The organism is Pseudomonas vranovensis DSM 16006, assembly GCF_000425805.1.
Lineage (GTDB): Bacteria > Pseudomonadota > Gammaproteobacteria > Pseudomonadales > Pseudomonadaceae > Aquipseudomonas > Aquipseudomonas vranovensis.
Genome location: NZ_AUED01000004.1, coordinates 212,628 through 226,207, shown reverse-complemented (window position 1 = coordinate 226,207; position 13,580 = coordinate 212,628). Strand labels below are relative to the sequence as shown.

At 62.7% G+C, this 13,580-nt stretch carries 13 protein-coding genes; 7 read left to right on the top strand and 6 right to left on the bottom strand.

Annotation, left to right across the window (positions count from 1 at the left end; all coding sequences use genetic code 11):
* Positions 1-98 precede the first annotated feature (98 nt).
* The 4 genes from H621_RS0110720 to H621_RS0110705 all read right to left on the bottom strand — a co-directional run bounded on the left by H621_RS0110720 (position 99) and on the right by H621_RS0110705 (position 3,422).
* Complete coding sequence (locus tag H621_RS0110720) at positions 99-1,322, bottom strand: class I SAM-dependent methyltransferase (RefSeq protein ID WP_028943398.1); 1,224 nt, start codon at positions 1,320-1,322, stop codon at positions 99-101.
* A gap of 106 nt (positions 1,323-1,428) precedes the next feature.
* Positions 1,429-2,046: a TPM domain-containing protein gene (locus H621_RS0110715; RefSeq protein ID WP_028943397.1), complete on the bottom strand. Its 618-nt coding sequence runs from the start codon at positions 2,044-2,046 to the stop codon at positions 1,429-1,431.
* 27 nt (positions 2,047-2,073) lie between these two features.
* Complete coding sequence (locus H621_RS0110710; protein ID WP_028943396.1) at positions 2,074-2,820, bottom strand: TPM domain-containing protein; 747 nt, start codon at positions 2,818-2,820, stop codon at positions 2,074-2,076.
* The gene (locus H621_RS0110705) at positions 2,820-3,422 is read right to left on the bottom strand and encodes a LemA family protein (protein ID WP_036989687.1); all 603 of its coding nucleotides are present in this window, start codon (positions 3,420-3,422) and stop codon (positions 2,820-2,822) included. Before H621_RS0110705 ends, H621_RS0110710 begins: the two co-directional genes overlap by 1 nt.
* A gap of 184 nt (positions 3,423-3,606) precedes the next feature.
* Between H621_RS0110705 and bglX the strand changes: the two genes are divergently transcribed.
* The 6 genes from bglX to H621_RS0110675 all read left to right on the top strand — a co-directional run bounded on the left by bglX (position 3,607) and on the right by H621_RS0110675 (position 11,813).
* Positions 3,607-5,898: a beta-glucosidase BglX gene (gene bglX, locus H621_RS0110700; protein ID WP_028943394.1), complete on the top strand. Its 2,292-nt coding sequence runs from the start codon at positions 3,607-3,609 to the stop codon at positions 5,896-5,898.
* Between the two features lie 60 nt (positions 5,899-5,958).
* Positions 5,959-7,710: a sensor histidine kinase gene (locus tag H621_RS0110695; protein ID WP_028943393.1), complete on the top strand. Its 1,752-nt coding sequence runs from the start codon at positions 5,959-5,961 to the stop codon at positions 7,708-7,710.
* Complete coding sequence (locus tag H621_RS0110690) at positions 7,710-9,041, top strand: sigma-54-dependent transcriptional regulator (RefSeq protein WP_028943392.1); 1,332 nt, start codon at positions 7,710-7,712, stop codon at positions 9,039-9,041. The genes H621_RS0110695 and H621_RS0110690 overlap by 1 nt, the downstream gene beginning before the upstream one ends.
* 172 nt (positions 9,042-9,213) lie before the next feature.
* A complete protein-coding gene (locus tag H621_RS0110685; RefSeq protein ID WP_028943391.1) occupies positions 9,214-10,533 on the top strand; it encodes an MFS transporter in 1,320 nt (439 codons plus the stop codon).
* A 267-nt stretch (positions 10,534-10,800) separates the two neighbouring features.
* On the top strand, positions 10,801-11,088 hold the full coding sequence (locus H621_RS0110680; RefSeq protein ID WP_028943390.1) for a hypothetical protein: 288 nt from the start codon (positions 10,801-10,803) through the stop codon (positions 11,086-11,088).
* Between the two features lie 113 nt (positions 11,089-11,201).
* Positions 11,202-11,813: a flavin reductase family protein gene (locus tag H621_RS0110675; protein ID WP_028943389.1), complete on the top strand. Its 612-nt coding sequence runs from the start codon at positions 11,202-11,204 to the stop codon at positions 11,811-11,813.
* Here H621_RS0110675 and H621_RS0110670 read toward each other — a convergent pair whose 3' ends face one another.
* Positions 11,814-12,044, bottom strand: a complete 231-nt coding sequence (locus tag H621_RS0110670; RefSeq protein WP_028943388.1) for a hypothetical protein — start codon at positions 12,042-12,044, stop codon at positions 11,814-11,816.
* A gap of 38 nt (positions 12,045-12,082) precedes the next feature.
* Positions 12,083-12,391: an antibiotic biosynthesis monooxygenase family protein gene (locus H621_RS0110665; RefSeq protein WP_028943387.1), complete on the bottom strand. Its 309-nt coding sequence runs from the start codon at positions 12,389-12,391 to the stop codon at positions 12,083-12,085.
* A 202-nt stretch (positions 12,392-12,593) separates the two neighbouring features.
* On the opposite strand from H621_RS0110665, the gene H621_RS0110660 reads away from it, so the two are divergent.
* Positions 12,594-13,523 (top strand): AraC family transcriptional regulator, encoded by a 930-nt coding sequence (locus tag H621_RS0110660; RefSeq protein WP_028943386.1) that lies wholly within the window; start codon positions 12,594-12,596, stop codon positions 13,521-13,523.
* Positions 13,524-13,580: the final 57 nt, after the last annotated feature.

Here is a 13,580-nt window from a genome sequence, read left to right as displayed (position 1 = left end):
GCCAGGCTGCGATCGGTTGCGTAGCAGTCGCTCACTGGCCAAGGTTTGTGGCCGCTTCGCGCCCAATCGCAGCCTGGCGGCAGCGGCTACAAAACAACTCAGGTCCGAGCGTCGATCAAGCCATCGGCCTGCAACAACGTCTCCAGGCAATGCTCCCTGACGCCATAGAATTCCTTCAACTGCTGGATCTTTTCCAGCAACGCCGCCGAGTCCACCGGCGCCTTGCGCTTCACCGCCAGGATCATCTTGTTCTTGTTGGTGTGCTCAAGGGAGATGAACTCAAACACCTTGGTCTCGTAGCCACAGGCTTCCAGGTACAGCGCACGCAGGCTGTCGGTGAGCATTTCGGCCTGCTGGCCCAGGTGCAGGCCGTATTGCAGCATCGGCTTGAGCAACCCCGGGGTTTGCAATTGTGGGCGGACCTGTTTGTGGCAGCACGGCGAACACATGATGATGGCCGCGCCACAGCGGATGCCGGTGTGAATCGCATAGTCGGTGGCGATGTCACATGCATGCAAGGCGATCATCACCTCGATGGCACTGGGCACCACACTGCGCACATCGCCGCACTCGAACACCAGCCCCGGATGCTCCAGGCGCGCGGCGGCGGCGTTGCACAGCTCGACCATGTCCTGGCGCAATTCGACGCCGGTGACCTGGGCCTCACGCTGCAGGCTGTTGCGCAGGTAGTCGTGGATGGCGAAGGTCAGGTACCCCTTGCCCGAGCCAAAATCCGCCACACGCAGCGGCTGATCCGCCGCCAGCGGCGCTGAAGCCAGCGCGTGAGAAAACACCTCGATGAACTTGTTGATCTGCTTCCACTTGCGCGACATCGACGGAATCAGCGCCTGCTGCTTGTCGGTCACGCCCAGGTCGTGGAGAAACGGCCGGCTCAGCTCCAGGTAGCGCTTTTTCTCCCGGTCGTGCTCGCCTGCCGGGGCCTGCAGCGCTTGCTGCACGGCCTTGCTGTGGAGCATCGGCTTGCCCTTCTTGCTGAACTCCAATTGCGCCTCGTCGCTCAAGCTCAGCAGGTGCGCATTGCGAAATGAACCCGGCAGCAGCTCGGCCACCAGCGCCAGGGCTTCATCATTGGGCAAGTTGCGGGTGATGTCGCGGGTCTTGTAGCGGTAGACCAGTGACAGGCAAGCCTCGCCCTTGACCGTCAGCGGCTTGGCGATGATCCGCTGCAGGGCTTCGTCGGTGCCGACATGGCGCGCCAGCACCAGCTTGATCAGGGCATTCTGTTGCAGGCTGGTGGCGAGCAGGCTCAGAAACTGCGCACGGGCATCCGGCGCGGCCTGGGCGGTGGAGGTATCGGACATCGGGGGTGGGTGCCTCGGGTTGCGGAGGGAGCGGCTAGGCGCAATGGCAGGCATTTTACGTGGATGACCGGCCCGCGCCCAGCTTTTGTCGATCAGCGTTCCTGGCTCAGGCCAGCACCACTAGGCGGTTGGGCAGTTCGTTGCGCTCATGAGTCAGGGGCACATGCTGGCTGAGCAGCTCGCCACAGGCTTCGATGCAACTGACAAAACCCTGCACGGTCTGGCCCTGGCGCACCTGCTCGGTAAAGCGCTTGACGATACCTTCCCACACCTCGTTGTCCAGGTGCCGGGAGATGCCCTCATCCACCAGGATCTCGACATAGCGCTCAGCCTCGCTGACAAAAATCAGCACCCCGGTACTGCCCACCGTATGGTGCAGGTTCTGTTCGAGGAACTGTCGCCGGGCGAGGTTGGAGGCGCGCCAGTGGCGCACGGAACGTGGGATCAGGCGGGTGGTGAGGCTAGGGATGCGAAACAGCAGGCACAGCGCAAGAAAGGTCAGCCACTGCACAATCAACAGGCTGTTAACGCTGAACCCGCCAGTGAGGTAGAACAACAGGCCCGGCACCAGCAAAGCGAGCAGGCTGGCCCAGAGCAACGGGATATAGGCATAGTCGTCGGCGCGACTGGCCAGCACCGTGACCAGCTCCGCGTCGGTGTGCCGCTCGACCTGGGCGATTGCCTCGGCGACCTGGCGCTGTTCGTGTTCACTGAGCAAAGTCATACGCAGGTGTTCTCCTTGATTATTGTTCTACCAGCCACCGGAGGACCCGCCACCGCCGAAGCCACCGCCGCCACCACCGAAGCCGCCACCACCTCCCCCGCGGCCGCCACCAAGACCGCCAAAACCACCGCCGAATCCGCCGCCCATGCCGCCCCGACCGCCACGGCCACTGCCGCCAAGGCCCATGGACTGCAAGGCAAAGACGATCACGATCAGCATGATGAACAGGCCTATGGACCAACCAGGCGCCTCTTCCCCGCCACCACCGCCCTGGGCCCGTGACGGCTCGGCCAGCGGATTGCCGCCCAGTACCTGGAGGATGGCCGCCGTTCCCTGGACGATACCCAGGCTGAACTCCCCGCGCCTGAACGCCGGGGTGATGATGCCGTTGATGATGACGGACGCCTGGGCGTCGGTCAGGCGCTCTTCCAGGCCATAACCGACTTCGATGCGCAGCTTGCGCGCCTTGGGAGCGACGATCAACAGCGCACCGTTGTCCTTGCCCTTCTGGCCGATGCCCCAATGACGCCCCAACTGATAACCGAAGTCTTCAATGGGCAAGCCCTGCAGGTCATCGACCGTCACCACCACGACCTGTTCCGTGGTGGCCTGTTCGTGGGCCGTCAGCATGCGTTCGAGCTGACTGCGGCTCCCGGCATCGAGCAGGCCCGCATTGTCGACCACGCGCCCCGTCAGGGCCGGAAAAGTGGGATCGGCCCGCAACGGCGTGACGACGAGCAGCGCCAGCAGCAGCGCCAGATGCACCAGGCGCATCAGAATTTCACTTCAGGGGCTTTGTCGGCGTCGCTGGCAGTGGCCTCGAAATTCTCCCGCAGCGGCAGGCTGCTGTACATAACGGTGTGCCACAACCGGCCCGGGAAGGTGCGGATCTCGGTGTTGTAGCGCTGCACGGCGGCGATGAAATCCTTGCGCGCCACGGCAATACGGTTTTCGGTGCCTTCGAGTTGCGACTGCAGGGCCAGGAAGTTCTGGTTCGACTTGAGGTCCGGGTAGCGTTCGGACACCACCATCAACCGGCTCAGCGCCCCGGTCAGCTGCGACTGCGCCTGCTGGAACTGCTGCAGCTTCTGCGGATCGTCCAGGGTGCTGGCATCGACCTGGATCGAAGTCGCCTTGGCCCGCGCTTCGATGACCGCGGTCAGGGTTTCCTGCTCCTGCTTGGCATAACCTTTGACTGTTTCAACCAGGTTGGGAATCAGGTCGGCACGGCGCTGGTACTGGTTCTGTACCTGGGCCCAGGCCGCCTTGACCTGTTCGTCGTAGTTGGGAATGTTGTTGATCCCGCAACCGGACACAAGGCTTGCGAGCATCAGCAACAGCCCCACCCTGATGCCCTTGAACTGGATTACCTGCATAGTGGCCTTGCTCCTTGATCAGCGTGAGTCATCGTACTTGAGGCATAATCCGTCACCGCCGCTGGATCGTAATGGCCCGATCGGCTAAAAGATGCCCCAGCAAACTACAACAATAGCCGCTTCCCCAACTTCGGCCGGGCAGTATTACCGTGAACACTGCCGCAAGCCTCGAGAACTGAATTCAATGAACAAGCTGTGTTTGCTGGGCCTTCTTGTCAGCCTGGCCAGTCAGTCGGCGTTTGCCGATACCCCTGCCGCGCCACTGAAGAACAAACAGGCGTTCATCGCCGACCTCATGCAGCAGATGACCCTGGACGAAAAGATCGGCCAGTTGCGCCTGATCAGCATCGGCCCGGAAATGCCCCGCGAGATGATCCGCAAGGAGATCGCCGCCGGGCGCATAGGCGGCACGTTCAACTCGATCACCCGCGCCGAAAACCGTCCGATGCAGGACGCGGCGGGCCGTAGCCGCCTGAAGATCCCGATGTTCTTCGCCTACGACGTGATCCACGGCCACCGCACCATTTTCCCGATCAGCCTGGCCCTGGCGTCGAGCTGGGATATGGACGCAATCGCCAAGGTCGGCCGGGTTTCTGCACTGGAAGCGGCTTCCGACGGCATCGACATGACCTTCGCACCGATGGTCGACATTGCCCGCGACCCGCGCTGGGGCCGTACCAGTGAAGGTTTCGGTGAAGACACCTACCTGGTCTCGCGCATCTCCAAGGTGATGGTCGAGTCGTTCCAGGGCAAAAGCCCGGCAGAGCCCACCAGCCTGATGGCCAGCGTCAAGCACTTCGCCCTGTATGGTGCAGTGGAAGGCGGGCGCGACTACAACACCGTCGACATGAGCCCGACCAAGATGTTCAACGACTACCTGCCCCCCTACCGCGCGGCCATCGACGCCGGCGCCGGTGGCGTGATGGTTGCCCTGAACTCGATCAACGGCGTACCGGCCACCTCCAACACCTGGCTGATGAACGATCTGCTGCGCAAGGACTGGGGCTTCAAAGGCGTGACCGTCAGCGATCACGGCGCGATCACCGAGCTGGTGCGTCATGGCGTGGCCCGCGACGGTCGCGAAGCCGCCAAACTGGCGATCAAGGCCGGCATCGACCTGAGCATGAACGACTCGCTGTACGGCGAGGAACTGGCCAGCCTGCTCAAGGCCGGTGAAATCGACCAGGCCGACATCGACAACGCCGTGCGTGAAGTGCTCGGTGCCAAGTACGACATGGGCCTGTTCGCCGACCCGTACCGCCGCATCGGCGTGGCCAGCGAAGACCCGGCCGACACCTACGCCGACAGCCGCCTGCACCGCGCCGAAGCCCGTGATGTGGCCCGCCGCAGCCTGGTGCTGCTGGAAAACCGCGAGCAGACCCTGCCGTTGGAAAAAGCGGGCACCATCGCCTTGGTGGGCCCGCTGGCCGACGCCCCCATCGACATGATGGGCAGTTGGGCCGCCGCCGGGCGTCCGGCCCAGTCGGTGACCGTGCGCGAAGGCATGCGCCAGGTGCTGGGCGACAAGGCCAAGGTGATCTACGCCAAGGGCTCCAATGTCACACACGACAAGGCCATCCTCGATTACCTGAATTTCCTCAACTTCGATGCCCCGGAAATCGTCGACGACCCACGTCCTGCCGCCGTGTTGATCGACGAAGCGGTCAAGGCTGCCAAGCAGTCGGATGTGGTCGTGGCTGTGGTTGGCGAATCGCGTGGCATGTCCCACGAGTCCTCCAGCCGTACCTCCCTGGAAATCCCGGCGGCCCAACGCGAACTGATCAAGGCCCTGAAGGCCACCGGCAAGCCGCTGGTGCTGGTGCTGATGAATGGCCGTCCGCTGTCGCTGACCTGGGAGCGTGAGCAAGCCGACGCCATCCTCGAGACCTGGTTCAGCGGTACCGAGGGCGGCAACGCCATCGCCGATGTCCTGTTCGGCGACTACAACCCCTCGGGCAAGCTGGCGATCACCTTCCCGCGCTCGGTCGGGCAGATCCCGATGTACTACAACCACCTGAGCATTGGCCGCCCCTTCACCCCGGGCAAGCCTGGCAACTACACTTCGCAGTACTTCGAGGAGCCCAATGGCCCGCTGTACCCCTTCGGCTACGGCCTGAGCTACAGCGACTTCAGCCTGTCGGCGCTGACCCTGTCGAGCAAGACCCTGAAGAAAGGCCAGACCCTCGAAGCCAGCATCCAGGTGAGGAACACCGGCAAACGTGACGGCGAAACCGTGGTGCAGTTGTATGTGCAAGACATCGCCGCCTCCATGAGCCGCCCGGTCAAGGAGCTGAAGAACTTCCAGAAGGTCATGCTCAAGGCTGGCGAAGAACGCACCGTGCGCTTCACCCTCAGTGAAGATGACCTGAAGTTCTACAACACCCAGTTGCAATGGGCAGCCGAGCCTGGCGAGTTCAACGTCCAGGTCGGGCTGGACTCTCAAGCCGTGCAGCAACAACGTTTCGAACTGCTGTAAACCGTTGCCACGCTCCAAGGGAAGGCCAGGAGGCCTTCCCGAACCGCCGGGACTTGCACCATGCCTTATTCCTTTCGCGCCCTGCGTCTGGGGCTGATCGTTTTATTCATTCTCGCAGGCACCCTGTTCACGGCTGGCTGGGCCATGCACCACGCCAAGCGCCAGTCGATGGTCGACGATGCCGGGCGCGCCAGCCAGCAACTGAGCCTGTACGCCACCTCGCTGCATACCTTGATCGAACGCTACCGCGCCTTGCCCGCCGTGCTGGCCCTGGACCCGGAGCTGATCAGCGCCCTCAAGGGCCCGGTCGAGGGCCCGGTGCAGGACGCCTTGAACCGCAAGCTTGAACGCATCAACGGTGCGGCCAATTCCTCGACCCTGGAGCTGCTCGACCGCACCGGCCTGGCAGTGGCAGCCAGTAACTGGCGCTTGCCCAGCACATACGTCGGCTCCAACTACGGCTTTCGCCCCTACTTCAAGCAGACCCGCAGCCAAGGCAGCGGGCGCTTTTATGCCGTGGGCGTGACCAGTGGCGTGCCAGGGTACTTTCTATCCAGCGCGGTGATGGATGAAAACAGCCGCTTTCTCGGCGCCATGGTGGTCAAGCTGGAATTCCCGGAGCTTGAGCGCGAATGGCGCCAGGGCACCGACATCCTGCTGGTCAGCGATGCCCGCGGGATCATTTTCATCGCCAACCAGGACGGCTGGCGCTATCGCGAACTCAAGCCCTTGAGCAGCGCCGACCACGCCGAACTTGCCGCTACCCGCCAGTACGACAAGCAACCTCTGGTGCCGCTGCAGCATCAGGTGCTCAGCCGCTTCAACGAGCACAGCACCCTGACCCGCGTGCAAGGGCCTGGAGGCAGCACCGAATACCTGTGGGAAAGCCTGCCACTGGAAGCCGAGGGCTGGACCCTGCACCTGCTGCGCAAGCCGCAGGTCAGCGACGACGGTCGCAATGCAGCCCTCGCTGCGGCGGCGGTGTGGCTGAGCCTGGTGTTCGCCCTGTTGTTCATCAGCCAGCGGCTGCGCCTGGCCCGCCTGCGCCAGCGCAGCCGCGAAGAGCTCAAGCGCCTGGTCGAGGAACGTACCCGCGACTTGCGCACGGCCCAGGAAGGTCTGGTGCAATCGGCCAAGCTTGCCGCCCTCGGGCAGATGTCGGCGGCCCTGGCCCATGAAATCAACCAGCCGCTGACCACCCAGCGCATGCAACTGGCGACCTTGCGCCTGCTGCTCGACAACCAGCGCTATGACGAAGCTCGCCAGGCCCTGGAGCCACTGGAGCAAATGCTCACACGCATGGCAGCACTCACCGGCCACCTGAAAACTTTCGCCCGCAATAGCCCCAGCGGCCTGCGCGAGCGCCTGGACCTGGCCACCGTGGTCGACCAGTCGTTGCAGTTGCTCGATGCGCGCATTCGTGCCGAACAGGTGGACGTGGCCCTGTACCTGGCCCGCCCGGCCTGGGTCCGCGGCGATGCGATCCGCCTTGAGCAGGTGCTGATCAACCTGATGCGCAATGCCCTGGATGCCATGGTCGGCAAAAGCTACAAACGTCTGGAGATCCGCATCGAAGCCCAGGACGAGCAGTGGCGCCTGAGTGTGCTCGACAGTGGCGGTGGTATCCCCGCCGAACATTTGACCAAGGTCTTCGACCCGTTCTTCACCACCAAGCCTGTAGGTGAAGGCCTAGGCCTGGGCCTGGCGATATCCTATGGCATCATTCATGAAGCCGGCGGGCGCCTGACGGTGGAGAACCAACCCGGCGGCGCTTGCTTCAGCCTTACCCTGCCCTGCGATCCGGAGACTTGATGTTCAATTCGGTTATGGTTGTCGATGATGAAGCCAGCATCCGTACTGCCGTGGAGCAGTGGCTGAGCCTGTCGGGCTTCGACGTACAGTTGTTCAGCCGTGCCGAAGACTGCCTCAAGCAACTGCCTGGGCACTTTCCCGGTGTCATCCTGAGTGATGTGCGCATGCCGGGCATGGACGGGTTGCAGCTACTTGAGCAACTTCAGGCGCGCGATCCCGATCTGCCGGTAATCCTCCTGACTGGCCATGGCGACGTGCCCATGGCAGTCGAGGCCATGCGCAATGGCGCCTATGACTTTCTGGAAAAGCCCTTCAGCCCGGAAAGCCTGTTGGGCAGCCTGCGTCGCGCCCTGGAAAAGCGCCAGCTGATCCTGGACAACCGCCGCCTGCACGAGCAGGCCGACTTCAAGGCGCGCCTGGAACTGAACCTGCTGGGCATGTCCCAGGGTATGCAACAGCTGCGTCGGCAAGTGCTGGACTTGGCCAGCCTGCCGGTCAATGTGCTGATCCGTGGCGAAACCGGCAGCGGCAAGGAACAGGTCGCGCGCTGCCTGCATGACTTCGGGCCGCGGGCCGGCAAGCCCTTCGTCGCGCTGAACTGCGCCGCAATCCCTGAGCAGTTGTTCGAGGCAGAGCTGTTCGGCCACGAGAGCGGCGCCTTCACCGGCGCCCAGGGCAAGCGCATCGGCAAGCTTGAATACGCCAATGGCGGTACGGTGTTTCTCGATGAAATCGAGAGCATGCCCCTGGCTCAGCAGGCCAAGCTGCTGCGTGTACTGCAAGAGCAGAAGCTTGAGCGCCTGGGCGCCAACCAGAGCATCAGCGTTGATCTGCGCATCATCGCCGCGACCAAGCCCGACCTGCTCGAGGAAGCCCGCGCCGGGCGCTTTCGCGAAGACCTTGCCTACCGCCTTAACGTCGCCGAGCTGCGCCTGGCGCCACTGCGCGAGCGGCGCGAAGACATTCCCCTGCTGTTCGAGCACTTTGCCCGCAACGCCGCCGAACGTGTGGGCCGTACCGCACCCTTGCTCAGCGCGGCGCACCTGGGTCGACTGCTGAGCCACGACTGGCCCGGCAACGTGCGCGAGCTTGCCAACGCCGCCGAGCGCCACGCGCTGGGCCTGGGTGACCCGGTCATTACGGTCGAGTCCGGCCAGTCATTGGCCGCCCAGCAGGAAGCCTTCGAGGCCCAGTGCCTGCGTGCAGCCCTGGGCCGGCACAAGGGCGAGATCAAGGCGGTGATGGAAGAGCTGCAGATTCCCCGGCGTACCCTCAACGAGAAAATGCAGCGCCATGGCCTGCAGCGGGAAGACTTCCTCGCCCCCAACTGACCCCAATGAGCGGAATATTGCCTATCGACCGCCGGACAATAGGCGGATTTCCGCTCATCTATTTGCGCAAACCCTTCTAGAACGGGCCTCCTGAACCTGGCACAGCTCCTGCTATAGCCCTGCCAGGCTGCGTTTCGGCGCGCTCCACAAAAACAACTAGAAGGTTCCGTCAATGGATAACTCCTCTACCCTGCCTGCTGGGGCGGCTATTGCGCCTGCCGCAGAAAAAACCACTCGTAGCCGTCTCAAGTCGATCTTCAGTGGTTCGATCGGCAACATGGTCGAGTGGTACGACTGGTACGTCTACGCCGCGTTTTCCCTGTACTTCGCCAAGGCCTTCTTCCCGACCGGCGACACCACCGCACAGCTCCTGAACACCGCCGCGATTTTCGCCGTGGGCTTTTTGATGCGCCCGATCGGCGGCTGGCTGATGGGTATCTACGCCGACCGCAAGGGCCGCAAGGCTGCCCTGATGGCTTCGGTGCTGCTGATGTGCGCGGGTTCGCTGGTCATTGCCCTGACTCCGGGCTACGAAACGATTGGTGTGGCGGCCCCTGTCCTGCTGGTGGTCGCGCGCCTGATGCAAGGCCTGTCGGTTGGCGGTGAATACGGCACCTCGGCCACCTACCTCAGCGAAATGGCCACCAAGGAACGTCGCGGCTTTTTCTCAAGCTTCCAGTACGTCACCCTGATCTCCGGCCAGCTCATCGCCCTGGCGGTCTTGATCATCCTCCAGCAGACCCTGACCACCGAGCAGCTGTATGCCTGGGGCTGGCGCGTACCGTTCGTGATCGGAGCCCTGTGCGCGGTCGTGGCCCTGTACCTGCGTCGCGGGATGGAAGAAACCGCCTCCTTCACCAAGAAGGAAAAGTCCAAGGAAAGCCTGATGCGCACCCTGATGCGCCATCCGAAGGAACTGGCAACCGTGGTCGGCCTGACCATGGGCGGTACCCTGGCGTTCTACACCTACACCACTTACATGCAGAAGTACCTGGTGAACACGGTGGGCATGAGCATCAGCGACTCGACCACCATTTCGGCGGCGACGCTGTTCCTGTTCATGTGCCTACAACCGATTATCGGCACCCTGTCCGACAAGATCGGCCGTCGCCCGATCCTGATCGCCTTCGGCGTACTGGGCACCTTGTTCACCGTACCGATCCTGACCACCCTGCACACCATCCAGAGCTGGTGGGGCGCGTTCTTCCTGATCATGGCGGCGCTGATCATCGTCAGCGGCTACACCTCGATCAACGCCGTGGTCAAAGCCGAACTGTTCCCGACCGAGATCCGCGCCCTGGGCGTCGGCCTGCCCTACGCACTGACCGTGTCGATCTTCGGCGGTACCGCCGAGTACGTGGCGCTGTGGTTCAAGAGCGTCGGCATGGAGACTGGCTTCTACTGGTACGTGACCGCGTGTATCGCCTGTTCACTGCTGGTGTACCTGTTCATGAAGGACACCCAGAAGCACTCGCGCATTACCACTGACTGAAGCCTCGGCCAAACCCGGTAGCCAAAAGGGGCGTCCAGCAATGGACGCCCCTTTTTCGTTTAACGGGTAATTAATCCGGGGGGTTCATTGTAAGGATGTGAATCGCGGCAAGCCCGCTCCTACCCGGTAGGAGCGGGCTTGCCGCGCGCTCAAATATCGAACAATACGATTGTTATGCGTAATTTTTTGCGCTTTTTAATCAATTTAATCGGCGTAGCATTGAACCCATAGAAACAAACAACCCCACACCACCCCGGAGCAACCACCATGAAAAGCAAACTGATCCTGACCTTGGCCTTCTCGGTACTGGCTGCCAACGCTTTCGCCGAAGACGGTTTCGACCGCACCAACGCCCACAGCTTCAGCGCTATCCAGAGCCAGTCGGCTACGTATGCAGAAGATGGTTTCGATCGCACAGGTGCTGCCAAATTCGCTGAAGACGGCTTCGATCGCACCGGCGCCGCCAAATTCGCCGAAGACGGTTTTGACCGCACTGGCGGTGCCCGCTTCGCTGAAGATGGCTTCGATCGCACCCAGGCCCACCGCATCAGTTAAGCCCTGATGTGAAGCAGTCAGCCCGGCTTCGGCCGGGCTTAATCGTTTTCAGCCAGGCAAAGCCTTGGCACACTAGGCGCTTTCTCACAGGAAAGGCCTTACGGCCAGCGCAGATGTACTACTACGAACCCGCAAAAGGCCATGGCCTGCCCCACGACCCTTTCAATGCCATCGTCGGCCCACGTCCCATCGGCTGGATCTCGTCCCAGGATGCCGAAGGCCGGCTGAACCTCGCGCCCTACAGCTTCTTTAACGCCTTCAACTACATTCCACCGATCATCGGCTTCTCCAGCGTCGGGCGCAAAGACAGCCTGAACAACATCGAGAAGACCGGTGAGTTCGCCTGGAACTTGGCCACGCGCCCGCTGGCCGAGGCCATGAATCAGAGCTGCGCCGCCGTTTCGCCCGAGGTCGATGAGTTCACCTTGAGTGGCCTGACCCCCGTGGCGTCCAAGGTCATTGCCGTACCCCGGGTGCAGGAAAGCCCAGTGTCGTTCGAGTGCAAGGTCACCCAGATCATCCAACTGCAACGGGCAGACCAGGTGCTGGTGCCAAGCTGGTTGATCCTGGGTGAAGTAGTAGCGGTGCATATTGCCGAGCATCTGCTCAAGGACGGTATATACGATACCGCCGCGGCGCAGCCGATCCTGCGGGGGGGTGGTCCTGCGGATTACTTCGAGCTGGGCAACCTGTTCAAGATGGCCCGCCCGCAAGTCAACGGCTGATTACCAGATCAGCTCGGCCTCGTCGCTGACGCCCTGCAGGCGCTCCAGCTCGGCGCAGGCCGCTTCGTCGGCGGCCAGGGCGGTCTTGAAGGTCTGCCCCTCAAGCACCTTGTGAAAGCGCGGTGCGCCGGTGGCGCCCAGGCCTTTGACGGCGATTGCTGCGTTGTATCCTTCTTCACCGCGGACGGCTGCCGAAACGGCTTCAAACTGCGAAAACTCTTTACGTGCCATGTGCCTCAGATCCACATCGATTGCCTGAAACCGCCATTCTAACCCGCAGACGGCTCACCAAAGGTATGCAGGTCGAGACTGGCGACCACCTGGGCCTGAACCAGTTCGCCGAACAGGTCCAGTGTTGGCGAGGCAAAGTAGCCGCTCATCGCCTGGTGATCGCGCCAGAAACCGCTCAACAGCCACAGATCGGCATCGGCCTGGGACTGTTGCAGGTTGAAGTGCAGGCACCCCGGCGCCTGTCTCGACGGTTCCAGCAGTTGGCGCAAGCGCTCGCCCAGTTCCACTGAACGACCGCTGCTGGCCCGGATGAAAGCAAGGTGGGTGACCAAATGCGACGAGGTCATGAGCATGTCTCCTAGAGCAGCCAGTTGTTATTGCCAGGCTGCACAGGTTAGGCGACGCCTCGCGCGTGCCGTTAGGCCATTCCTGTCGCGCGATTGCCTGATCCTGCGCGCGGCAGGATCAGGCAAGCAGACGACAGCACCCGGCTAGCGTCACTGCTTGCACAAACCTATGCTGCACAGGTTCTAATCCGGAATCGCCGCCATGAACACTGCCACCCCTGACCGCCAGATCCTCGATCCTGCCCTGGAGCAGCAACGCCAGGAGCTGGCTGATCTGGTACGTCGTCACGCACCGCGCGCCGCCAACGTCGAATCGGCAATTGAAGACTTGTACGTGGTGCAATACACCGAAAGCGTGCGTTCGATGCCGGCCCTGGCCGAGCCCGCCCTGTGCATCCTGGCCCATGGCAGCAAAGAGATTTGCCTGGGCGATGAGCGCTACGTCTACGACCCGTTGCACTACATGGTGCTGTCGGTGGCATTGCCGATCAGTGGCGTATTGCTGGAGGCCAGCCCGGAGAACCCGAGCCTTGGCGTGCGGATGAACATTGATCCGGCACAGATCAACAACCTGATCGCCGAGGCCGGCCCGATGGGCGTGCCGGCACTCCCATCGGGCCGGGGCTTGTATGTGGAGCGTACCGACCCGCAGTTGCTCGATGCCTTGCTGCGCTTGATCCGCCTGCTGGATACGCCCAAGGATATCGCGGTGCTGGCGCCGCTGATTCGCCGCGAAATTCTTTACCGCCTGTTGCGCGGGCCGCAGGGTTACCGGCTGTATGAGATTGCCATGTCCAACAGCCAGACCCATCGGGTGTGCCAGGCCATCGAATGGCTGAACCAGCATTTTCATCGCCAGCTGCGCATCGACGACCTGGCCCGGGAAGTGAACCTGAGCAGCTCGACCCTGCACCACCGCTTCAAGGCGGTCACCTCCATGAGCCCGCTGCAGTACCAGAAACAGCTGCGCCTGCAAGAGGCGCGGCGGTTGATGCTCAACGATGGCCTGGAAGCGGCGGTGGCCGGGTATCGGGTGGGGTACGAGAGCCCGTCGCAGTTCAGCCGCGAGTACAGCCGGCTGTACGGCGCGCCGCCAGTACGCGACCTGGCGCGCCTGCGCAGCACCCTGTAGGAGCGGCGGTGCGACGTCTCGACTTGCCCCGCGAAGGGCCGGCACATCCAACCCATC

Excerpts from the sequence above, each read along its gene's own strand:
- H621_RS0110670 (WP_028943388.1), bottom strand. The coding sequence starts at position 12,044 with ATGGCACGTAAAGAGTTTTCGCAGTTTGAAGCCGTTTCGGCAGCCGTC.
- H621_RS0110690 (WP_028943392.1), top strand. The coding sequence starts at position 7,710 with ATGTTCAATTCGGTTATGGTTGTCGATGATGAAGCCAGCATCCGTACT.
- H621_RS0110660 (WP_028943386.1), top strand. The coding sequence starts at position 12,594 with ATGAACACTGCCACCCCTGACCGCCAGATCCTCGATCCTGCCCTGGAG.
- H621_RS0110675 (WP_028943389.1), top strand. The coding sequence starts at position 11,202 with ATGTACTACTACGAACCCGCAAAAGGCCATGGCCTGCCCCACGACCCT.
- H621_RS0110665 (WP_028943387.1), bottom strand. The coding sequence starts at position 12,391 with ATGACCTCGTCGCATTTGGTCACCCACCTTGCTTTCATCCGGGCCAGC.
- H621_RS0110710 (WP_028943396.1), bottom strand. The coding sequence starts at position 2,820 with ATGCGCCTGGTGCATCTGGCGCTGCTGCTGGCGCTGCTCGTCGTCACG.
- H621_RS0110695 (WP_028943393.1), top strand. The coding sequence starts at position 5,959 with ATGCCTTATTCCTTTCGCGCCCTGCGTCTGGGGCTGATCGTTTTATTC.
- bglX (WP_028943394.1), top strand. The coding sequence starts at position 3,607 with ATGAACAAGCTGTGTTTGCTGGGCCTTCTTGTCAGCCTGGCCAGTCAG.
- H621_RS0110680 (WP_028943390.1), top strand. The coding sequence starts at position 10,801 with ATGAAAAGCAAACTGATCCTGACCTTGGCCTTCTCGGTACTGGCTGCC.
- H621_RS0110685 (WP_028943391.1), top strand. The coding sequence starts at position 9,214 with ATGGATAACTCCTCTACCCTGCCTGCTGGGGCGGCTATTGCGCCTGCC.
- H621_RS0110705 (WP_036989687.1), bottom strand. The coding sequence starts at position 3,422 with ATGCAGGTAATCCAGTTCAAGGGCATCAGGGTGGGGCTGTTGCTGATG.
- H621_RS0110720 (WP_028943398.1), bottom strand. The coding sequence starts at position 1,322 with ATGTCCGATACCTCCACCGCCCAGGCCGCGCCGGATGCCCGTGCGCAG.
- H621_RS0110715 (WP_028943397.1), bottom strand. The coding sequence starts at position 2,046 with ATGACTTTGCTCAGTGAACACGAACAGCGCCAGGTCGCCGAGGCAATC.